Origin of the sequence: Neolewinella lacunae (genome assembly GCF_014349155.1) — a bacterium.
GTDB lineage: Bacteria > Bacteroidota > Bacteroidia > Chitinophagales > Saprospiraceae > Neolewinella > Neolewinella lacunae.
Window position 1 is genome coordinate 121,826 of record NZ_JACSIT010000139.1, and the last position, 22,911, is coordinate 144,736.

At 57.9% G+C, this 22,911-nt stretch carries 15 protein-coding genes; 12 read left to right on the top strand and 3 right to left on the bottom strand.

Annotated features, from left to right (window positions below; all coding sequences use genetic code 11):
* The first annotated feature begins 143 nt into the window (after window positions 1-143).
* From H9S92_RS15705 to H9S92_RS15730, 6 genes are all read left to right on the top strand, one after another.
* The gene (locus H9S92_RS15705; protein WP_187467642.1) at window positions 144-2,930 is read left to right on the top strand and encodes a 2-oxoglutarate dehydrogenase E1 component; all 2,787 of its coding nucleotides are present in this window, start codon (window positions 144-146) and stop codon (window positions 2,928-2,930) included.
* A gap of 415 nt (window positions 2,931-3,345) precedes the next feature.
* Window positions 3,346-5,049, top strand: coding sequence for a hypothetical protein (locus tag H9S92_RS15710; RefSeq protein ID WP_187467643.1), 1,704 nt, complete (start codon window positions 3,346-3,348; stop codon window positions 5,047-5,049).
* A 38-nt stretch (window positions 5,050-5,087) separates the two neighbouring features.
* A complete protein-coding gene (locus H9S92_RS15715) occupies window positions 5,088-5,525 on the top strand; it encodes a hypothetical protein (RefSeq protein ID WP_187467644.1) in 438 nt (145 codons plus the stop codon).
* Window positions 5,526-5,626: 101 nt separating this feature from the next.
* Window positions 5,627-6,082, top strand: coding sequence for a hypothetical protein (locus tag H9S92_RS15720; RefSeq protein WP_187467645.1), 456 nt, complete (start codon window positions 5,627-5,629; stop codon window positions 6,080-6,082).
* Window positions 6,083-6,174: 92 nt separating this feature from the next.
* Window positions 6,175-7,827 (top strand): amidase, encoded by a 1,653-nt coding sequence (locus H9S92_RS15725; RefSeq protein WP_187467646.1) that lies wholly within the window; start codon window positions 6,175-6,177, stop codon window positions 7,825-7,827.
* A 56-nt stretch (window positions 7,828-7,883) separates the two neighbouring features.
* Window positions 7,884-8,636 carry a head GIN domain-containing protein gene (locus H9S92_RS15730; RefSeq protein ID WP_187467647.1) on the top strand — a complete coding sequence of 251 codons (753 nt, stop codon included), beginning with the start codon at window positions 7,884-7,886 and terminating at the stop codon, window positions 8,634-8,636.
* Between the two features lie 340 nt (window positions 8,637-8,976).
* On the opposite strand, the gene priA is transcribed toward H9S92_RS15730, so the two are convergent.
* Window positions 8,977-11,478 (bottom strand): replication restart helicase PriA, encoded by a 2,502-nt coding sequence (gene priA, locus H9S92_RS15735; RefSeq protein ID WP_290283557.1) that lies wholly within the window; start codon window positions 11,476-11,478, stop codon window positions 8,977-8,979.
* Between the two features lie 278 nt (window positions 11,479-11,756).
* Here priA and H9S92_RS15740 point away from each other — a divergent pair, with 278 nt between their 5' ends.
* Complete coding sequence (locus H9S92_RS15740; protein WP_187467648.1) at window positions 11,757-12,257, top strand: dihydrofolate reductase; 501 nt, start codon at window positions 11,757-11,759, stop codon at window positions 12,255-12,257.
* Window positions 12,258-12,317: 60 nt separating this feature from the next.
* Here the strand turns inward: H9S92_RS15740 and H9S92_RS15745 are convergent, their stop codons facing one another.
* Window positions 12,318-13,667, bottom strand: a complete 1,350-nt coding sequence (locus H9S92_RS15745; protein WP_187467649.1) for a DUF2851 family protein — start codon at window positions 13,665-13,667, stop codon at window positions 12,318-12,320.
* A gap of 304 nt (window positions 13,668-13,971) precedes the next feature.
* Here H9S92_RS15745 and H9S92_RS15750 point away from each other — a divergent pair, with 304 nt between their 5' ends.
* Genes H9S92_RS15750 through purE form a run of 3 tightly spaced genes read left to right on the top strand, consistent with a single transcriptional unit; the run spans window position 13,972 to window position 16,701 of the window.
* Window positions 13,972-15,426 carry a nicotinate phosphoribosyltransferase gene (locus tag H9S92_RS15750; RefSeq protein WP_187467650.1) on the top strand — a complete coding sequence of 485 codons (1,455 nt, stop codon included), beginning with the start codon at window positions 13,972-13,974 and terminating at the stop codon, window positions 15,424-15,426.
* Between the two features lie 34 nt (window positions 15,427-15,460).
* Complete coding sequence (locus H9S92_RS15755) at window positions 15,461-16,174, top strand: NUDIX hydrolase (protein ID WP_187467651.1); 714 nt, start codon at window positions 15,461-15,463, stop codon at window positions 16,172-16,174.
* 35 nt (window positions 16,175-16,209) lie between these two features.
* A complete protein-coding gene (purE, locus tag H9S92_RS15760) occupies window positions 16,210-16,701 on the top strand; it encodes a 5-(carboxyamino)imidazole ribonucleotide mutase (protein WP_187467652.1) in 492 nt (163 codons plus the stop codon).
* A gap of 733 nt (window positions 16,702-17,434) precedes the next feature.
* Here purE and H9S92_RS15765 read toward each other — a convergent pair.
* Window positions 17,435-19,234 carry an acyl-CoA dehydrogenase family protein gene (locus tag H9S92_RS15765; protein ID WP_187467653.1) on the bottom strand — a complete coding sequence of 600 codons (1,800 nt, stop codon included), beginning with the start codon at window positions 19,232-19,234 and terminating at the stop codon, window positions 17,435-17,437.
* A gap of 273 nt (window positions 19,235-19,507) precedes the next feature.
* Here H9S92_RS15765 and H9S92_RS15770 point away from each other — a divergent pair, with 273 nt between their 5' ends.
* Both H9S92_RS15770 and H9S92_RS15775 read left to right on the top strand, forming a co-directional pair.
* A complete protein-coding gene (locus H9S92_RS15770) occupies window positions 19,508-20,983 on the top strand; it encodes an amidohydrolase (RefSeq protein WP_246463920.1) in 1,476 nt (491 codons plus the stop codon).
* A 116-nt stretch (window positions 20,984-21,099) separates the two neighbouring features.
* Window positions 21,100-22,740, top strand: a complete 1,641-nt coding sequence (locus tag H9S92_RS15775; RefSeq protein WP_187464761.1) for an IS1182 family transposase — start codon at window positions 21,100-21,102, stop codon at window positions 22,738-22,740.
* Window positions 22,741-22,911 lie beyond the last annotated feature (171 nt).

Genomic DNA, 22,911 nt, shown 5'->3' on the forward strand with positions numbered 1-22,911 from the left:
GCCCGTTCTTTTTACGGAAATTTGCGCTGTTTTACCAACGGGCCTCGTTGTGCGGTCCGTTCCCCTCGGCAGCGTGCCAAAAAGTGGGCAGCAAACTGCCTGCCGCGACCGGGGAAACATCCGCAGAGACCATCAGCAAGATCATGAGTAATTTCTCCCATATCTCCAACGCTCACCCGAGCTACATCGAGAACCTTTACGAACAGTTTTCCCGGCAGCCCGACTCCGTCGACAGCAGCTGGCGGGATTTTTTCCTCGGCTTTAACTACGCTACCGACAATGGCAACGGCACCGTTCATGCCAACGGCACGGCGCTGCCCCAGACATCGGAAGGGGGTATTGACTGGGAACACGTTGCCAAGGAACTCAAAGTCTTTGCCCTCATCAAGGCCTACCGCGTGCGTGGGCATATGGATGCGGCCATTGACCCCATCAATGAATTTGACGATCCCGATGCCCTCCTGGAGTTGGCGCGGTTTGAGCTGAGCGAAGCGGACCTGGGCATCACCTTCAAGGCGGCCGAGCAACTGTTTTTGCCCCCCAGCACCCTGCAGGAAATCATCAACCACCTGCGGAAAGTCTACCTGGGCAGCGTCGGTTTTGAATTCGACCACATTTTCCTGCGCGAGAAGCGCCGCTGGCTCCGCACCCGCATTGAGCAGCACGAGCCCGAGCGTGCCTATGGCCTGAGCGCCGAGGACAAAACCCACATTTTGGGTCGCCTCAACGACGCGGTTGGCTTTGAGGACTTCCTCAAAACGAAGTACGTGGCCCAGAAGCGCTTCGGCCTCGAAGGCGGCGAGAGCACCATCGTTGGCCTCGATACGCTCATCAACAAGGCGGCCGGCCTGGGCGTCGAGGAAGTCGTCATCGGCATGGCCCACCGCGGCCGCCTCAACGTGCTGGCCAACATCATGGGCAAGAGCTACGAAAGCATCTTCCAGGAGTTTGAAGGCGTCATCCCCGAAGACGTACGGGGCGACGGCGACGTCAAATACCACATGGGCTACAGCAGCATCATCCGGACCCGCGATGGCCACGAGGTGAACGTAAAACTGGCCCCCAACCCCAGCCACCTCGAAGCGGTTAACCCGGTCGTCGAAGGCTTCGCCCGCGCCAAAGCCGATATGCTCTACGGCAACAACTACGAGCGCATCCTGCCCATCCTCATCCACGGTGATGCGGCGGCAGCGGGCCAGGGCATCATGTTTGAAACCGCCCAGATGAGTGAACTGGAAGCCTACAAAACGGGCGGCACCATCCACTTCATCATCAACAACCAGATCGGCTTTACCACCGATTACAAAGACGCCCGGACGAGCATCTACGCCAGCGGGGTGGCTGCGGTGACCCAATCGCCGGTCTTTCACGTCAACGGCGACGACCCCGAGGCGGTGCTGTTCGTTTCGCGCCTGGCTGTCGAATACCGGAACACGTTCAAGTCCGATGTTTACATTGACATGCTCTGCTACCGCAAGCACGGCCACAACGAAGGAGACGACCCCGGCTACACCCAGCCCGGGATGTACGAAAAAGTAAGGAAGCACCCCGACGTGCGCAAAATCTACATCAAGCGCCTCGTCGAGCGGGGCGACATTGCCGAAAAGGACGCCAAGAAGCTCGGCAAAGACTTCAACGAGCGCCTGCAAGGCATCCACGCCGATGTCAAGAATAAAGACATCCCCTACCGCTACCAGCCACCGGAAGAAGCCTGGCGCAAGCTGGAAAGCGACCACTGGCAGGAGAAGTTTTTTGCCTCCTCCCCTACCACGGGCGTAGCGCTGGAGACGGTCAAAAAAATCCTCCGGCACCTGGTGACCCTGCCGAGCAATTTCACGCCCGTGGCGAAGGTCAATCGCCTTTACGATGGTTACCAGAAGGCGGTGGAAAGCGACCAACTCGACTGGGCGTTGGCCGAACTGACGGCCTACGCTACTCTCCTGCTGGAAGGCCACAACGTACGAATGAGTGGCCAGGACGTCCGCCGCGGCACCTTCAGCCACCGCCACGCCGTGCTCACCAGCGAAGACGGCCAGCAAAAGCTCAACCGCCTCGATGGCATGGAAGAAGGCCAGGGCAAACTCCACATCTTCAACTCCCTCCTCTCCGAGTTTGCCGTACTGGGCTTCGAATACGGCTACGCCACGGCCAGCCCGGATAACCTGGTGGTGTGGGAAGCCCAGTTTGGCGACTTCGCCAACGGGGCGATGACAATTTTCGATCAGTTCGTCGTCTCCGGCGAAAGCAAGTGGAGCCGGATGAACGGCCTGACGGTGCTGCTCCCCCACGGCTACGAAGGGCAGGGGCCGGAGCACTCCAGCGCCCGCCTCGAACGCTTCCTGCAGCTCTGCGCGGAATACAATATGGTGGTGGCCAACGTGACGATGCCCGCCAACTTCTTCCACCTCCTGCGCCGGCAGTTGAAGTGGAACTTCCGCAAACCCCTCGTGGTGATGAGCCCGAAATCCGGCTTGCGCCACCCCATGGCCGTCAGTGCTGCGGCCGACTTCGGACCCGACACCCGCTTCCAGGAAATCATCGATGACCCGACGGTATCTGCCAAGGGCAACAAGAAAATCAAGCGGCTCCTGCTGTGCTCCGGTAAGGTGTACTTCGACCTCGCCCAGCGCAAGGAAAAAGACCAGCGGGACGACGTCGCCATCGTTCGTTTCGAGCAACTTTTCCCGCTGCCCACGGACCAGGTGAACGCCATCCTCAAGCGCTACGAAGGTGCGGAGGTCGTTTGGGTCCAGGAAGAAAGCCGCAACAGCGGGGCCTGGAGTTACATCAGCGAGCACTTCCTGTACAACGAGGCGATTGGCGTCAAGCTCCGCTACATCGGGCGGCCCGCGACGGCGTCTCCCGCCACGGGCTACAAGAAAGTCCACGATAAGGAACAGGCCAAACTGCTGGATGAGGCCTTCGCATAGCCCGTTTGGGCGCTGACGCAGGTGCAATGCCGAGAATAAAGGAGCGAGGTTGGGTTTTGGCCCGGCCTCGCTTTTTTTATTGCTTAAGCGGTCGATTACGGTTTACGAGGTGATAAATCAGCGCATCGGGGCTTAAACCAATACGAAATTGTGGCAAAGACTTACCAGAAACGAAGCCCCGAGAGGCTCTTTGAAGCGGTAAGCCATTCGTGTGGCCAATGTTAAATTTTTACTTGTTGCCAAAAATATTCAAATGATTTTCTTTATGCTATTGAAAAAGGCAGTAGATTGCTTTAAATAGATTTGTCTCTCATCAAACATTCATAAAGCATGCCTATGTGAAAGAGAAGAACTATCTCCAATAGATGACACCCTCATCAAAAAGGAAATACCCTGCACCGTAGAGAACATGCAAATGGCCTACGAAAGCCTCATGGCCAACGAGACGGCATCAAGATACCCTGATCTGGGTTCAGGCCAAGAGAAATCCTTTGGTAGCTACGTTATTTCTACCACCCACTACTACTACCGCTTCCTGCCCCAAGACAGCAGCCAATACGAGCAACTGCTCGCCGATGAGATACTTGCGGTATCTGATACACCTTTTGAGTTGGAAGGCCAAGACAACGGAGTAAACTACGTAGACCCAAGTATTGCCAGTACGGGTTCCCCATTTACCTACTACTATTCTGTTGTTCCCGTTGGGTATGCATTACCTAATGGAATCCAAGCGGAACACCTCGCTGATCTTCATTTTACCCCTGAAGACGAGATCGGAGCAGAACCCACCCCAGCTGAGCTGGAAGCACTCGATTTCTACTATAACCTCAACCTCGAAGCCCTCAAAATAAGTGGACAGCTGCCCGAGGAAGAAAGACGTGAACTGCGGTACATGACCAGCAGTAACCCTAACCCTCTGCAAAGTATGTCTTACGAGGAGGTAATCAGAGATAAAATCCCTTTTGACCAAGTACTGATCGTATTCTCTGACATTGACGTTGCCAAGAGCCGCAGACTATGGCCCCCCAGTGGTAGCATTACCGTAGAAGAGGACGTACTGTCGTCTATTCAAGGATCGATGAGAATGGTTGGGGTAAGAAATGCACACGTCAAAGTGCGCAAATGGGGCTGGTTGGTCATCCAACATGCTGAGACTACTAAAACAGGAGCTTTCGTGACATCCGCCACCAGAACCCAGCGGGTGAAATACGCAGTTTACTTTCAGCCCAGAGACAAGCGATTCACGGTGAAGGCAGGCACCATTTTTACTGATGCCAGGCACCGAGGGACTAATTCTTACGAAAGAGGCCAATGGCTACAGAGCTTCCCCCTGGCAAGCGACGAGCACCGTTCGCACTTCTATGCACTGGTTCACAATGCTGCTGCGGATTATACTTTTGACTGGGTGGAACATCCAGACTTCATGCTAACCCGGCCATGGTGGGGCATTAGAATTTCTGCTAAATTCAATTCAACATCGTCGAACTACCTTGGTTTTCTTAATTCCTCAATTGTCCCCTTGGGCGGGTCAGTTCCCGTATTTCTCTCAGAAATTAGGGTTTCGCGTTACAATGGAGACGAGAAAAATCGAATCTACAAAGGAAGCGACGGCATTTACGCCACTACCACCCACGAACTGGCGCACGCAGGTCATTTCGCTATGGACCGACTCATGTTCTTAGGATTCAGCGGCCTTTTTGACGTAAAACAGCGTGACCTGATGATTGAAAGCTGGGCGGAAGGCGTGGAGACGATTGTTACTAATCATCGGTATGATGCGATTGCACCAGGAAGTAACATAGATTACAATAGTTTCCGACAAGAACTTGGTGTCGGCTCTCAAGGCAGTCCTAATGCCATTTCGAAGTACACACCGTTGTTTATTGACTTAAATGATCGTATCAATCAAAATACTATTTTTGCCAATTTCATTCCTCGCCCTCCTGTAGACAGAGTGTCAGATTACACGATAAGTCAAATGCAAACAAGCCTAAAAACATCCAGAACACTAGTCCAGCTAGAAAACCGACTAAGAGTTAATCATGACAATCCTACCGAAGAAAACTTAGCAGAATTATTTATTTATCCTCTGGAAGTTCTTGCAACCTTGCAAGATTAAATATAACAAGTAACCTGTTATACTTTCTAAAAAAATATATGCGGAACAATAAGTTAATTTTACTTGTCTTTGGCACTTTCCTTATCTGCACTTTAAGTTGTACGGAGCCAGATAGTGATTGGTACACCTGCAACATTAAAAACGAAGCAACATCCGAGGTCAAGATACGCTTATTTTTAAGGGCAAATATCCCCCCTTACGATTCTCTGATTATCCGCCCTGGTGAGACAAAAGCGTTTGGGAAATACTTTTCTCCGGCACCAGCAATTTACGGTTGCGAAGCGCGGAAGATTGAATTTATCTTCTCTAATGGGTTGGGATATATATGTACGCGTCCAGAACTTGGCCCTAATACATCGGAGTTGTGTTTTCTCAATGGAAAAGACCCTTTCCTACCTCCTCGGCTTCCAGAAGGCGAATTGGGCTCTATCACAACCATCACCCAAGAAGACTTTGAAAACGCCTATGACCTTTAGCCGCAAAAGAGGGTAGCTGGTTGTGCTAAAGGAGTTTGACATCTTGATTGGAGAAATGAGTTGTTTTGTGTGCCCCACAGCTGTACTCCAAAATCTCCAAAATGAGTAATCACGTTCATAAGCATTACTTCTCACTGATTGCCCTATTCGTACTCTTGTCCTCAGGCTGCCCATTTGGCCAGGAGCCTGATGAATTCTTTTTTGATTGTTTCGTGGTCAATGAATCAAATTCCTCAGTTAAAGTATTACTTCATCTTAGAGGGAACTTACCTCCTTATGACTCCGTCTTTATCGCCCCAGGGGAAATGTCGTCAATAGGCAGGTACTTTGCCACGGGTTGGTCAAGTTACGACTGTGATGCGCGAAAAATCCAGTTCATTTTTGAAAATGGTAAGGGGTACGTTTGTACGCTTAGACCTGATAATACGACAAATGATTCAGCGCTCTGCTTCCTTGGCGCTAAGGATCCGTTTGTAGCACCCCAGTTACCAAACGAAGGATTCGGCTCTATCACAACCATCACCCAGGAAGACTTTGAAAACGCCTTCGAGCTTTAGGAATAGGCTGCGCAGACCAACGGGGCAAAGGGCACACCAACTCTTTTCACCACCAGCCCTATCTTGCGGAAAATAACCAACCAACAGCCCGCATGCAACGCACCATCGTTTACGCCGTCGCCGCCCTCTTCTTACTCGCTTCCGGCATGGCCATTAATGAGGCCCTGACGCGGGCGGAGGTCGCCACCGCCGCCAAAGTCCTGGCCCTGGATTTCTGGGACGCCGAGGAAATCGACCTCGCCCTCCCCGACTTGGAGGAACAAATGAAGAACCTGGCAGAAATCGGCCACGCGGAAATCCCCAACGGGCTATCCCCCGCCCTGGTGTTCAATCCGGTGCTGCGGGCGGAGCAACTCCCTGCTTCCAAGACGGTCTCTGCACCTGCGTCCGCGCCTGAATACATCACCGTCATCGGTGGAAAATTGGATTTGCAGTGGGCCAACATCGAGCAGCTGAGTCACATGATTTTCAACCGCAAGGTCAGCTGCCGCAGAGTAGCCGAATTTTACCTCAAGCGGCTCAAGACCCACAACCCTACCCTGCACTGCGTCATAACCCTGACCGAGGAACGCGCCCTGGCCCAGGCCGACGCGCTGGACGCCGAACTGGCCGCCGGCAAGTACCGGGGCCTGCTCCACGGCATCCCCTACGGTGCCAAAGACCTGCTGGCCGCCAAGGGCTACCCCACCACCTGGGGCGCCAAGCCCTACGCCGGGCAAACCATTGACGTGGATGCCTCCGTGATCGAACAACTGGATGCCGCAGGTGCAGTCTTAGTGGCTAAACTCAGCATGGGCGCCCTGGCCTGGGGCGACGTCTGGTACGGCGAAATGACCCGCAACCCCTGGGATACGACTAAGGGCAGCAGCGGTTCCTCCGCCGGGTCGGCCAGTGCCGTAGCGGCGGGCCTGGTCCCCTTCGCCATCGGCACCGAAACGCTGGGCAGCATCGTCTCCCCCAGCACCGTTTGTGGCACCACCGGACTGCGGCCCACCTTCGGCCGCGTCTCCCGCCACGGCGCGATGGCCCTGAGCTGGACGATGGACAAAATCGGCCCCATCACCCGCTCGGCCCGCGACGCAGGACTGGTACTGGCCGCCATTGCCCATTACGACCCCCGCGACGGCCACGCCATCGAGGCTGGCTTCCAGTACCACTGGCCCGAGGCCCCGAAAAAAGGTACCCGCCTGGGCTACTACAAATCCCGCATGGAACGGGATTACCCTTTTCACGACCAAGACTCCCTGGCCCTGGAAACGCTGCGTCGGCTGGGCTATACCCTCGTCCCCATCGAACTGCCTGAGGAGCCCGACATTCGCTTCGTGCTCAACGTGGAGGCTGCCGCTGCCTTCGAATCCCTGACCCGCAGCAACCGCGACGATGAACTGACGCGGCAAATCCGCAACGCCTGGCCGAACGTGTTCCGGACGGCGCACTTCGTCCCGGCCGTCGCCTACGTGCAAGCCAATCGCCTCCGCCGCCAACTGATGGAGGACTTCGACGCCGCCCTCCAGGCCGCTGAGGTCGATGTCTACGTCAACCCCAGCTGGCATTCCAACAGCCTGTTCATCACCAACCTGACCGGCCACCCATCCATCACCGTCCCCAACGGCCTGAACGAGGAAGGCACGCCCACCAGCATCACCTTCACCGGCAAACTCTTCCACGAACAGGCCATCATCGACGTCGCCGCCGCCTACCAGGCCGCCAGCGGGTGGGACGAACTGCACCCGAAGGGATTTTGAACGCAGGTTTGCAACCCTGCCCAGCCAACATCGTCCTTGGAGAAAAATACCCAACCATGAGATCGACACTCTTTTTCTTACTCCTTCTCGCCATCGGCAGCGTCAGCGCCCAGAAAAACTACAACAACAGCTGGGGCGGCTGGAGCAACAAAGTGAAGGGCAACGGCGAGGTCACTACCGATAGCCGCGACCTGAAAAATTTCACCGGCATTTCGGCCTGCTGTAACCTGCGCGTAGAGCTGCGGCAGGGCGGTTACGACGTGCGCGTGGAGGCAGAAAGCAATCTACAGGAATACATCCGCACGGAAGTCAGCGGCGGCCGCCTGGAAATCGGCTTCGCCCGCAACACCAACATCCAGGCGCAGCGCGACATCGTCGTTTACGTCACGCTCCCGGAGCTGGACTACCTGAGTGCATCGAGCAGTTCGGAAATTGTCACCAAGACGGCCTTTACCGGCGAAGACCTGGAAATTGGCGTGAGCAGCGCGGCTTCCATCAAGGCAGAATTCAGCGGCAGGGAAGTCCGGGCGGATGCCAGCAGTGGCGCGCGCATTGAACTGGCCGGGCGGGCCGACCGCATCCGGGCCGAGGCGAGCAGCGGCGCAGGCGTCCGGGCGGGCGAATTCAGCACCAAAATTGCCCGGGCCTCGGCGAGTTCCGGCGGTGGTGTCACGGTCAACGCCAGCGAAGAAGTGGAGGGCGAAGCCAGCTCCGGCGGCAGCGTCCGCTACCGGGGCAAGCCCAGCGGCGTCGATGCCAACAGCAGTTCCGGCGGCAGCGTCAAGCCCGATACGAACCACTCCCACTAAAACCATTACCGCTTACTAAAGGGCCACTCCTAAACGCGGGTTCTAGCCGATAGTCGTCCTATATTTATGGCACAATTACTCGTTAAGAGTATCATAGGGATGACTTTAGAAGCCCGGACCAGTAGAGGTCCGGGCTTTTTTTATGCCCATTATTTTCATGGGCGCGGCCGCAGGTGCGGGGGGAGGCGGCGTACGCATGAGCTGGGTGGGGACTCTTTCCCCACTTGATCACCGGATCACCGGATCCCCGGATTACGGATGCTGCGCATCCTTCATCCGGGGATATGAAAAAGGATGCGTAGCATCCTCCATCCAGAGCCTCTCAAACCTCCCCCTCCAATCAATAAGGATCCACGTCCACCGCTACCTTCACTCCAGAGAGTCCCTCCGTAACGCCCAGCTTATCGACGGCGCGGGTAACGATACTTTTGACGCGTTGGACTGCTACGGGATCTGGTTGGAGGCGCACGACGAGTTCCTGGAGGTAGTTGGTTCGCAGGCGCGCCACACTCGGTTCGAAAGGCTGGCTGACGCAGTCGCCCAGGGCGTGGGCCAGCCAGCTGCCAAGCAATTTGGCGGCTTCTTCCACAACGTGGCGCTTGGGGTGCCGGAGTTGCAGGTGAATCATGCGGCGGTAAGGCGGGAAGCCAGTCTCCTGGCGATGGCGGCTTTCGCGTTCGATGAAATTCTGCCAGTCGTTATTGAGCACATCGGTCAGGACGGGGTGCTGGCGGTCGTAGGCCTGGATGATGACCTTGCCGCGGCGGTGTTTGCGGCCCGCGCGGCCCGCCACCTGGGTCATCAGGTGAAAAGCCCGTTCATCGGCCCGGAAGTCGGGGAAACGCAGGAGCTGGTCGGCGCTGATGATGCCCACCAGGCCGACCCGCTCGAAGTCGAGTCCTTTGGTCACCATTTGCGTCCCGACGAGGATGTCGAGGTCGCCGGCTTCGAAGCTGGCCAGCAGGTTGGCCAGGGCATCTTTGCCACGGACGGTATCGAGGTCCATGCGCCCCATGCGCGCCTCGGGGAGGAAGATTTTGAGTTCGTCCTCAATTTTTTCGGTGCCCGTGCCGCCGAGTTGCATGCTGGGGTGGGCGCAGGCGGGGCAGCTATCGGGGGGCGAAAGGACGTAGCCGCAGCAGTGGCAGCGCAGGCGGTGCTGGTACTTGTGGTAGGTGAGGCTGACGTCGCAGTTGACGCACTGGACGGTGTAGTTGCAGGTGGGGCAGAAGTAAACGGGGGCAAATCCCCGCCGGTTTTGGAAGAGGATCACCTGCTCGCCGCGCTCCAGGGTGGCCTTGATTTCGCGGAGCAACGTGGGGGTAAAGAAGGGATGGTGGTTGCCTTTGCCATCGTCTTCGCGGGCGTCGGCCAAGACGACTTCCGGCAGGGCGAGGCCGCCGAAGCGCTCGTGCATGGAGACGAGGCCGTACTTGCCCCGGCGGGCGTTTTCCCAGCTCTCCAGGCTGGGCGTGGCGGTGCCGAGGAGGGTTTTGGCGCCGTGGAGGTGGGCCAGGTAGACGGCGACATCGCGGCCGTTGTAGCGCGGGTTGGGCTCCTGTTGTTTGTAGCTGGGGTCGTGTTCCTCATCAATGACGACGAGGCCGAGTTGGGAGAAGGGCAGGAACAGGGCGGAGCGGGGGCCAACGACGGAGGTCTTCCCCGCCAGCACCGCCTGCCAGATTTCTACCCGCTCCATGTTGTTGAGGCGGCTGTGGTAGACGGTGATTTTATCGCCCAGCACGGTCTGGAGGCGTTTGACGATCTGCCCGGTCAGCGCAATTTCCGGCAGCAGGTAGAGCACCTGTTGGCCGGCGTCAATGACCTCCTGCATGAGTTCGAGGTAAACGCGGGTTTTTCCGCTGCCAGTGACGCCGTGGATGAGGACGGGCTTTTTCTCAACGAGCAGACCCCGCACCTGCGCCAGCGCCCCAATTTGCTGTTCGCTCATGGGCTGGGCGGAAATGGTGTCTTCTTCGCCGCCGCCGATGCGGCTGACTTCCCGCTCATACAATTCGAAGATGCCCTTTTTGACCAGGGCCTTTATCACGGAGTCGGTGGCTCCGGTGCGCTTGGTGAGGTCGGCCCGCCGGACGAAGGGTTGTTGGCGGACGACCTGAAAAAACTCTACGAGCACGGCCGTTTGCAACTCCGAGCGCGAGACGAGCTCGAAGGCGGCCACCTGCTCCTGTTCGGTGCGGTAGGCGGGGCTGAAGCGGACGCAATTGACGACCTTGGGGCGGTAGCGCTCCTGGAGTTCCTCCTGTAGAAAGACGATGCGGCGGTCGAGCAGGCGGCGGATGACGGGGTAAACGGTTTTGACCTGGAGGATGTCGCGGACGTCCTTGAGGGTCAGTTGCTGCTGTAGCGTGAGGGCCTCCACGATGAGGTATTCCTGGTCGTCGAGCTGCGCGGCGTCGTCGCTGAAGAGCGGCCCGAGGGTGATGATGGTCTCGCTGGTGAGCTTGAGGTGGCTGGGCAGGCCGGCGTTCATCACCTCCCCCAGGGTGCAGGCGTAGTAGCTGGCCATCCAGTCCCAAAGCTGCAACTGGGCCGGCGTGAGGAGTGGCGCGACGTCGATGACCGACAGGATGGGCTTGACCTTGTGCCCCGGTGCCTTGCCGTGGAGTCTCCGGACGATGCCCGTATAATGCTTGTTTTTGCCGAATTGCACCTCCACCCGCAGCCCCGGCTCCAGACTGGGGACATACTCCTCCGGGACCGAAAAAGTATAGGTCTGCCTCAGCGCGAGGGGCACGATGACGTCGGCGTAGATGGTGCCAGCGTCCGGCAGCGGCGTGTTGTTCGGAGTCAGCGGGCTGGTTTTTTTGGTGCCGGGCACGTTTTTTTTACTACTATTTGTGGCAAATGTACGGTTTTTTTTTTGCGCTCTGCGCAGGTGCAGTGTGGGGATTTATGGAGCCGGGGGGCGACCTCCACTACACCCGCCCAACGCCGCACGAAAACTCCAAGTAACTCCATGCCCCACTCCAAGCAACTCCATGGGCTAAAAGCCGGACGGGACGTCCGGAGCCGGGGGGTGGGAACGACCTCCAGCAAATCCCCTCCCCCACCCTATCTTAGCGCCTTACCCAACCGCCACCAAAAACGCGCCGCCGCATGAAACTCTCCGCCATAGTAGCCACCGACCGCCGAGGCACCATCGGAAAAGACGGCGACATCCCCTGGTATTTGCCGGGCGATTTGCAATTTTTCAAGCGCACCACCCTGGGCCACCCCGTCATCATGGGCCGCAAGACCTTCCGCAGCATCGGCACGCCCCTGCCCAAGCGCACCAACCTGGTGATGACCCGCGACGCCTTTTTCACCGGCACCGGCATCATTGTGGTCCATAGCCTCCGCGAAGCACTGGCCCACCCTGCCGTCACGGAAGCCCCTGAAACCTTCATTGTCGGCGGCGAAGAGATCTACCGGCAGAGCCTCGACCTCGTCTCCACCGTCTACCTCACCATCGTGGACGCCGACATTGAGGATGGCGACGCCTTCTTCCCCAAACTCGACCCCGCCGATTGGGAGGAAGTCTGGAGCGAAGGCCACCAGCCGGATGCTAAAAACGAGCTGGCCTACCGCTTTTCGCGCTGGGAGCGGAGAAGGGATTGAATGAAAGAATAATTGAATAAGCTGCTGCCTACGGCGGTCAATTATTCAGTTATTCATTCACTAATAGACCAACTCATACAACTGCGCCTCCTCATTCAAAGTGAGCAGGGGGGCATCCTGGTCGTTGCGGTACTGATGTTGCAGGAGTTGGCAGCCGATGGCACATTCCATGCAGCGGGATTTCTCGCAGTAGTCGGTTTTTAGCTGTAGGAGGGCCTGGCTATCGGCGGCAGACTGGGGTACGAAGCCCATTTGTTCCCAGCGGCGGATGACGTTATTGGCTTCGGCGGGCAGCTCGGCCAGCAGTGCGTAGGCGCGTTCGGCGTAGCGCTCGTCGAGGCGGGAGCGGCCGTAAGCCACCAGGGCCGGAGCGATGGTATTGATGAGGATGGATTGCACCGTATCCGTGCCCAGGCGGCGACTGCCGGGGTGGCCCTCCTTGCCGAAGCGAAAGTGGGTGCGCCAGTAGTTACTCAGTCCCACCTCAAACATATTTTCCAGCTCTTTGGCGTCGGCCGCAGCGAGGGATTTACCGAACAATTGCCCCGTGCGGTGCAGCATGGCCGCCAGCTGGGCAATGCGGACGGTAGGGAAATTATTGGGGCGCAGGCGCAGGTAGCGCCAGGCCGCAGCGGGCATGGGCTGGAGGGCGTACTTGACGCGGAGCAAGTCGTATTCCCGGCGCACCAGGGTCACGTAGGCATCTTCGCCTTCCTCGGGGGTGGGGAGTAGGCCGGACTGGCCGAATAGGAGGGCCTCCAGTTGTAAAAGACTGTGTTTATGCTTCAACAGCACCCGCAGCGGTACGGAGCGGGCAAGCATTTCCATGGCATCGCAGTTGACGCGGCCACCCAGGGCACGGGCGAGGAAATGGTAGAAGACCTCTTCCCAGCCGCGGTGATTTTGCTCCACCGCCCGTTCAAAGCGGTGGCTGCGGGCGGTGATGCGTTCGCCCAGGACTTGTTCGAGCCACTGCTGGCGGGTGGGCTCGGCTACTAGGTGGAGTTGTTGCTGGCAGGGGATCCAGTTTTGGTTGTGGGTGAGCCGCCAGTAGGAAGCGAGGAGGCCGGCCGGGATGCGTTCCCGGAGTTCCAGGCAGGGAATCCGCTGGCCGTTGCGGCGGAAAACGGGGCGGTCTTCTTCCAACACGACGTGGAGGATGACGTTGTCGTAAGCCGGGTCGCTTTCGTGGCCGTGGGTGTACCATTCGCTGGCCTTGACGTGCATTTCGATATTGCCCGCCCACTGGAGGCCGTCGATGCGCAGCTGGCCGCCGCTGAAATCCGGGCCACCATCGCTATTGTGCTGGCCAAAATTTTGGATACTGAGGGTTTCTCCGGTAGTGGTGCGGAGATCGCGGAGGTCGAAACGCGCCTGCCGCCAGAGGAAATGAAGGAAGTCTTCACGCATGGCAAAGGAATTGCCGGCGGAAGGAGTAAAAGGGTCTTGCGGGGTAAAGATAAGGGCATTCAGCAATTAAACAACAAAAAGTTTTTATTTCAAGCGAAAATATTAAAATGCTTTTATCGGCCGTCTCCTTGGCTGTGCAATAGAATGCCTTCTTTGCTGTCCCCAACTTCGCTCTCCCCCTTTGGGGGTCGGGGGGCGTCCGTACTCCCCCCTTCGGGGGGTCGGGGGGGAGCACCTGCGGACGCGCCCTATTGCACAGTTCCAGAAAAGAAATTATCTTTGCTTAAATTTTAAACTAAGCACCATGCTAAGCTCGCATCTCAGCCAAGTATACCGCCCGGATTTTGGTTTGCTCACCGACCTGTACCAGCTGACGATGGCGGCGGGCTACTACGATCGGCAGCTACACCGGCGCAAATCCATTTTCCACCTGTTTTACCGGTCGGCACCTTTCGGCGGAGAATTTGCGCTGGCGGCGGGTTTGCCCCTGGCCGTGGAGTTGGTACGAGGCCTGAAATTCAGCGCCGACGACGTGCAGTACCTCGGGCGGCTGACCGGAGCGAATGGGCAGCCGCTGTTCCGCGAGCCCTTTTTGAACTACCTGCAGCGGATGCGTTTTTCGGGCGACATCTACGGGGTGCCGGAAGGAGAAATTGTGTTGCCCCACGAGCCGCTGCTGCGCGTGGAGGCCAACCTTATTGAGGCCCAGCTGCTGGAAACGGCCCTGCTTACGGTGCTCAACTTCAGCACCCTCATTGCCACCAAAGCCGCCCGCATCCGCGCGGTGGCGGGAGACGATACGGTGCTGGAATTCGGTTTGCGGCGGGCCCAGGGCATTGACGGCGGCCTCACCGCCAGTCGCTCGGCCTACCTCGGTGGTTGTGATGCGAGCAGCAACGTCTGGGCGGGCCGCTACTACAACATTCCCGTGCGCGGCACCCACGCCCACAGCTGGGTGATGGCCTTCCCCAGCGAGGAAGAAGCCTTTGACGCCTACGCCACGGCCATGCCGAACAACACCATTTTCCTGGTCGACACCTACGATACGCTCGGGGGCATCCGCGAGGCCATCCGCGCGGGCGAGCGCCTGCGGCAGCGGGGCCACGAGATGCTGGGGATTCGCCTGGACAGCGGCGACTTGCTCCAGCTCTCCATCCAGGCCCGGGAAATGCTCGACGCTGCGGGCTTCCCCAACGCCAAAATTGTGGCTTCCGATAACCTCGATGAGCACACCATCCAACACCTCAAAGCCAGCGGAGCCCGCATCGACACCTGGGGCGTGGGCACCCGTCTGGTGACGGGCCACGAAAGCCCCGCCCTCGGCGGCGTCTACAAAATGGCGGCCATCGAAAATGCGGACGGAGAGTGGGAAACCCGCGTCAAACGCTCCTCCACCCCCGCCAAGGCCAGTAACCCCGGTCGGCTCGGCATCCGGCGCTATGCCGATCCCGCCAGCGGCCAGCCCCTGGCCAGCCTGCTTTACGACGATTTGGGAGACCCACCCAGCGGTCCGCTCATCACCGCGGCCGGCACGGCCTTTGACCTGCCCAGCGGAGCCCGCACCGAGGAACTGCTGCAGCCCGTTTTCCGGAGCGGCGACCTGGTGATGGACTTCCCCACGCTGGCCGAAAGCCGCTCAAAGGCCATCGAAAACTGGGCCCGCTGGGCACCGCTCGTTGGTCCCCACGCCATTCCCTACGGGCTCGATGCCCGGCTCCACGCCCAAAAGCTGGCGCTGTTAGCGGATCACAAAGCCTAGCGCTTGTCAATTCATTGCTTACTTTTGTCTTACCATGTACACTTACGAATATCCCAGGCCTTCGGTTACGGTCGACATTGTTGTCTTCGGATACGACGGAGGCAAACAGTTAAAGATGCTGCTCATCCGCCGGGGCAGTGAGCCTTTTAAAGGATGCTGGGCCTTGCCCGGTGGTTTTGTGGACATGGAGGAAGACCTCGAACAGGCCGCTTTCCGGGAACTGGAAGAGGAGACGGGGGTAAAAGACCTTTACCTGGAACAACTCTTCACCTTCGGCAAACCGGGCCGCGACCCCCGCGGGCGGGTCATCTCCGTGGCCTACTTTTCGCTGGTCAATCTCCAGGACCACCCCGCCGTGGCGGCCTCCGACGTCGATAAGGCCGAATGGTTTGCCCTTGATGAGCTCCCGCCGCTGGCCTTCGACCACAACGACATCATCCAGGTAGCCACCAGCCGGCTCAATGCTAAGGTCCGCTACCAGCCCATTGGCTTTGAATTGCTGCCCGAGGAATTCACCCTCGGCCAGCTCCAGCAGCTCTACGAAACGGTGCTCAACGTCGAAGGCTTCAATAAGCGTAACTTCCGCACCCGCATCCTGCGTACGGGCATTCTGGAAGAAGTGGGACGGCAGAAAAACGTCGCCCACCGCCCGGCCGTCCTCTACCGCTTCAATCAGGAGACCTACCGCCAGCTGGCCGAGCAGCGCGACAGTGGCGTACTGCGCCGCGCCCTCGATTTTGAGATCTGACCTCCCCTTTTTCCGGACAAAAAACTTCCGCACGCATGGTTTCCATCATCATGGGCTCCGATTCTGATTTACCCGTAATGCGCGCCGCCGCCGAGGTGCTCGCCACTTTCGGGGTGCCTTTTGAGGTCACCATCGTTTCGGCCCACCGCACCCCTGACCGCCTGTTCAGCTACGCCCGCGCAGCCGCCGACCGCGGCATTCAGGTCATCATCGCCGGTGCCGGGGGTGCCGCTCACCTGCCCGGCATGGTGGCCAGCCTCACGCCGCTGCCCGTCATCGGCGTGCCCATCAAGAGCAGCAACAGCATCGATGGCTGGGATTCGGTCCTCTCCATCCTCCAAATGCCCGGCGGCATTCCCGTCGCCACCGTGGCCCTCAACGGAGCAAAAAATGCCGGGCTCCTGGCCGTCCGCATCCTCGGTGCCCAATCGCCCGACCTGCGCCAGCAAATGGCCGACTATCAGGAAAAACTCCGCGCCGAAGTAGAGGAAAAATACCAACGCCTGGAACGCGACGGCTGGCAGTAAGGCCAGATTAATGGGCGCGGCCGCAGGTGCTCAGATCAGAACAAGGAACCAGGCAAGTCCTCCCAAAGCCTACTTTCTCTCCTCCGGAAGTACACGAATACCGTAGCGATTCGCCCACGCAGTAACCCATCCCCGTGGCGCAGGAAATAATTCTGCGCAAGTTGGTGGGGAACTGCCTCCCAGGGCCTATCTTGACCGGGAAATACCTGAACGCATTCAGCCCCCACTACGCCCACCGTGGCAGGGGGCTTTTTTTTGCCCTGAACTTCCGGCCGGAGCAAACTTCAAAAGCCCCAAAGCCAAACCGACAAGGGCAGCCGCTCCCGCCTAGGTTGAGACCCTCTGGGTCGATCCAGCTAAGCACAGTGGCGTATTCTCCTACGACCAAGAGGGTCTCGACCTGGTAAGCGTTTGAGCCTCCCCCGGTAGGTTGAGACCCTCTGGGTCGATCCAGCTAAGCACAGTGGCGTATTCTCCTACGACCAAGAGGGTCTCGACCTGGTAAGCGTTTGAGCCTCCCCCGGTAGGTTGAGACCCTCTGGGTCGATCCAGCTAAGCACAGTGGCGTATTCTCCTACGACCAAGAGGGCCTCGACCTGGTAAGCGTTTGAGCCTCGTCCGGTTGATCTGGGGTTGAGCTCTAGTCTGGCGAGGCTCAACTTAGACAAACCCTTAGCGCAACTCAGTGCCCTTAGTGGTTCAAAAACAGGTCGAAGGCCAAGCCCCGCAAGGGCTAAATCTCGTAAGCGTTTTGCGCAATCAGGTGGTCAGCGACCGTACGGCGCAGGGCCTTCACATTGCGAATGGGGTACTGCGTGAAGCGGCGCAGGCCAGCGGCGAAGGTATCCAGCAAGTTCTCCTCCGCGAAGCTGGCGATGGCATCGAGGCCGTTTTTGGCGATGCGGGCGTTGACGTCGTGAAACAATACCTGCAGGATGGCATCGTAGAGGGCCTGGGGCTGACGGCCCTTGCCGGTAATCCGGAGCCGCTGGAGCCGCAGCAGGGTGGACTCTGCGTTGAGCAGATCCGCCAGCATATCGGCTACGTTCATGAGCACTTCCTGCTCGTCCTTCAGGTTCACCCGGCCATCCATCTGCGCCTTGGCGGCGGCACCTACGACCATGAGAATGGCCTTCTTAAAGTTGGCAACGGCTTTGATCTCGGCACCGTATTCGCCAGCGGGGACACTCGTGTCGGCGGGCTGGGCGAGTTCTTTCTGGACGTTCCAGGCGGGGCCGACAATGTCGATGGCTCCCTTCAGCGCCCGCCGCAGGAGCATATCGACGCTCAGCAGGCGGTTGATTTCGTTGGTCCCTTCGTAAATGCGGTTAATGCGCGCATCACGGTACATCCGGGGGGCCAGGGTTTCTTCACTGTAGCCCATACCGCCGTGGATTTGCAGGACCTCATCGACCGTATAATCGAGCAATTCGGAACCGATGAATTTCAGCAGCGCGCATTCTATGGCGTATTCCTCGGCGCTCAGGCGCTTGGCTTCGGCGAAGGTCTTGCCCTCCGCTTCGAGGGATTTATTCATGTCCTGGATCAACTGACTGACCCGGTAAAGCGCGCTTTCCCCGGCGAAAATCTGGATGGCCGCCTCGGCAATCTTGTACTTGATGGCTCCGAAATTGGCAATGGTCTGCCCAAACTGCACGCGTTCGTTGGCGTAGTTGATGCCAATCGTCAGTGCCCGCTTGGAACCGCCAACGCTGAGGGCGTGCAGCTTAAAGCGGCCAACGTTAAGCACGTTGAAGGCAATCAGATGCCCCTTACCAATTTCCCCTAGGTAACTGTCGGCCGGGATGCGGACGTTCTCGAAGAAGACCTGTCGGGTGGAACTGCCCTTGATGCCGAGCTTTTCTTCCTCCGCGCCCAGGGTAAGGCCTTCCAGGTGCCGGGGCACGATGAAGCCCGTGAACTTATCCCCGTCCACCTGGGCAAAGACGATGAATACGTCGGCAAAACCCGCGTTGGAGATCCACATCTTCTGGCCGTTCAGCACGTACTCGTCTCCGTCCAGCACCGCAGTGGTTTTAGCCCCCATAGCGTCAGAGCCGGAGCCCGGCTCGGTCAGGCAGTAGGCGGCTTTCAACTCACCGGTAATGAGGCGGGGCAACCACTTGGCCTTTTGTTCTTCGGTACCGTAGTAAAGGATGGGCAACATGCCGATGCCCGTGTGAGCGGCAAAAGACACGGTAAAGGAGCCAGAGCTGCCTCCCATCACGTCGCAAATCAAGGTATTGGTATTGGTATCCATCTGCAAGCCACCGAAGGACTCGGGCATGTGGCTGCCAAGGAGGCCCAGTTCGGCCATCTTATCCAACAACTTCACCGCAATACCGTCTTCCTGCTTCTCAATCTTGTTGAGGTTCGGGACGATGTCCTGGCGGATGAAGTCTTCCACCGTCTGTTTGACCATCAACTGTTCTTCGTTGAAGTCCTCCGGGCTGAAGGTTGCGGCAGGAGAGAGATCGGCGATGAGGAACTCTCCTCCTTTTAAGACTTTCTGAGCTGCTAAGGTGACGGACATGATGCGACGGATTGAACGGTTAGCGAATTTTCGCTGCGAAGTTAAGTACTGAGGATCAGCCAGTCAACTCTTTGGCCTACTATTTAGCGAAATTTCGCTGAATATTGCATCTCAGGTGGCCGCAGGCACCCGCGCTCCCGCTGCCTGGCCGAACGCCCCTTTTGGCGATTGGGGGAAGACTCCCAAACGCCTTGGGTACCGCACCCGGGGAGCTACGCGGAGCAAAAGCGCTACGAAGCTGTATATTGCCTACCGAACCATTTAGCGACTAGTATGCGATCTTCCTCATTTTCCTTTCCTGGCCTGAACGCTACCGGGCCAGCCCTTCTCCTTTCGGCCCTGCTGTTCCTGCTCTTCAGCGGGGTGATGCGGGCCCAAATGCCCGCTGCCAAGGGGCGCCTGGTAAGCTCCGTAGAGAGCCGTCAGGCGAAGCTCATCGAGATGTCCGACAAAATCTGGGCCCTGGCCGAGGTAGCTTTTGAGGAGGGAGAAAGCGCCAAAATCCTGGCCGACTACGCCGAGCAGCAGGGCTTCCGCGTGGAGCGCGGCGTATCGGAGATGCCGACGGCCTTCATCGCCGAGTACGGGAGCGGGCAGCCCATCATCGGCATCCTCGGCGAGTTTGACGCCCTGCCCGGCATCAGCCAGAAGGCCGTCCCTACCAAGGAGCCCCTCCGTGAAGGTGCCGCCGGCCACGGCTGCGGCCACAACCTCTTCGGCGTCGGCAGCCTCGCCGCGGCCATCGCCATAAAGGAAGCCATGCAACGCGGTGAGATCAAAGGGACCGTCCGTTTCTACGGTACGCCCGCCGAAGAAAAATACTTTGGCAAACTCTACCTCGCCCGCGATGGCAAGTTCGACGACTTAGCCGCCTGCCTGGACTGGCACCCCGCGCCCAAAATCGAAGCGGACGTACAGTCTTCCCTGGCGCTGGTGGATTTCATCGTGGAATTCCGGGGGCAGGCCGCCCACGCCAGCGGTGACCCCTGGAACGGCCGCTCCGCCAGCGATGCGATGGAACTCATGAGCGCGGGCATCAACGCCTACCGCGAGCACGTCCAGCCTACCGTCCGCATCCACACCCACATGCAGCAGGCGGGCGACGTAGTGAACGTCGTACCCGACTACGCCCGTTTCTGGGTGCGCGTGCGCGACTCCAAACGCGCGGGCATGGTGGCCGTCTGGGAAAGGGTCCAGGAAATCGCGAAAGGCGCAGCCATCATGGCCAACGTCGATTACGAGATCACCCTCGTCTCCGGGCTTCACGAAGTGCTCGTCAACCGCGCCGGCGGTGAAGTGATGCAGCAAAACCTCGAGCTGCTGGGCGACATCACCTATACCCCCGAGGAAGTGGCCTTCGCCCACGGCATCCAGGAAGCTACGGGCAAAAAGCAGGTAGGCATTGATGGCAAGGTGAAACCCCTGGAAGAAACGCTCGAAAATCCCGGAGGCGGCAGCACCGACGTGGGCGACGTCAGCTGGCTGGTGCCGGAAGTTCGCCTCGGCGTCACTACCGCCCCCGTCGGCACCCCCTGGCACAGCTGGGCGGTCGTCGCCTGCGGCGGCATGAGCATCGGCCACAAGGGCATGCTCTACGCCGGCAAAGCGCTGGCCCTGACGATGTACGACCTCTACCAAAGCCCGGCAACGCTGGAAAAAATGCGCCAGGAATTCGAAACGCGCCGCGGCGATGGGAAATACGAAGCCATTTTGCCCGCCAGCGGACCGCCCATTCCCGGCAAAAAATAGGGGCGCGGCCGCAGGTGCTCCCCCCCGCGGGGCCGTCTAAAAAGTCTACTAGGGGGGCATTCTGGTACAAAATACGAAAAAGTAGTATTTTGAGGCTGTTCCCATCCCCGTAGCCGATGAGCACAAAAAGAGCAGTTTTCAAGCCTGACCTCCAGAACCAAGGCTTGCTATTCCCTCCACATCTTGCCGACATGGTACCGCCTCATCATAAGGCGCGGCTGATCAGCCAGATTATAGATGGGATGAACATTGATTCGATCCTAAGCACCTATTTAGGAGGTGGCAGTAGCGCGTACTCTCCTCGGATGCTGCTTAAGGTGTTGGTTTATGCCTATTCTGATCGGGTGTACTCATCTCGTTCGATTGAGAAGGCTTGCTATGAGAACGTGTGCTACATGTGGCTAAGTGGGATGTCCACTCCCGATCACAATACGATCAATAACTTTCGCAAGCACCGCATGGGTGGCCGGGTAAAGGAAGTGTTTGCCCACGTTTTGTTGACTTTACATGAACAAGGCTATGTCAAGCTGGATGATTACTTTTTAGATGGCACTATACTGGAGTCAGTAGCTGGCCGGTACACCTTCGTTTGGAAGTCAAACGTTGAGCGTTACAAGAAGTCGGTGCTAGACCAGATAGGGATGATCGTTTCTCAGATTGACGCTTTATGTGAAAAAGCGGATAAAGAGGATGAGCAAGCTGCCGATGGGGATGATCAAGGGGACAAACTCAGCGACAGTGCAGCAGTCCAAGAAACGATTGATCGACTCAACAAAGCCTTAGAAAGTCAGTCCCCCAGCACCAAGGAGGAAGCCAAAGAGGTCAAAAAGGCAAAGACAAAACTGAAAAACCTGGAGAGCAAGTCCTTGCCCAAACTCCAGGAATATGAGCGCCAGCAAGAATTACTGGGAGATCGGTCGTCTTACTCTAAAACGGATCATGGTGCTACGTTCATGAGGCCCAAAGACGACCACTTGGGCAACGGGGAGCTAAAACCCGGCTACAATGCTCAAGTGGGAACGGAAAACCACTTTGTTGTAAACTGGACAATGCACCAGACGCCTTCTGATGCGGCCTGCCTCATTCCTCATCTTGAAGACACCGAATCGATCTTAAGCCAAATCGGATTGAACTTGCCCAAGGCCATTACAGCCGATGCGGGGTATGGCAACGAAGAGGCCTATCGCTATTGTGAGGGCAAGGAGATAGAAGCCTACCTCAAATACCCGGGCTATTACAAGGAAGAGCAAGGAGTACTTAAAGCGCCATTTGCGCCAAGCCAGTTATACTATAACGAAGAGCAAAATGTGCTGATATGCCCCATGGGTCAGCATATGACGTATTGTGGAGAGGGAGAGGAGAAAACAGCAAGTGGGTATATCCGTGAAACAAGTAAGTACAAAGCCGTCAATTGCATAGGCTGCCCCTTGCGCGGGATGTGTCATAAACAAGACGGCAACCGAGTGGTAACCATTAGCCACAAAGGTCAAAGCTATCGCCAGCAAGCCCGAGCTCGTCTGAGCACGAAAGAGGGTAGAGCAAAGTGCCTGCGCCGTAACGCAGAAGTCGAGGGCTTCTTTGGCAACTTGAAGGCCAATCTGGGAAGACGTCGGTTTACACTAAAGGGACTTACGGGGGTTAACATTGAGATGGGCCTCCTTTCGATAGCCACAAATCTTCGTCGATTACATAAATTATCGATTGAGCAAGGGCGTAGTCTGCTTACTCCGGTCGTACAAAGGGCCCAAATGACCTAAAACGGCCCAAAAATCCGTCTAGACGGCATTTTTAACTCCCTGAAGGCCCACCCAGCATGTGGGGAGGCCCAAAAAAGGAACACATATTTTTTCTTAAATGTGTCAGAACGCAACCAGCACAGCCACCGTGGCGCACCCCACAGCTTTGGGGCTGACTTTTTAGACGGCCCC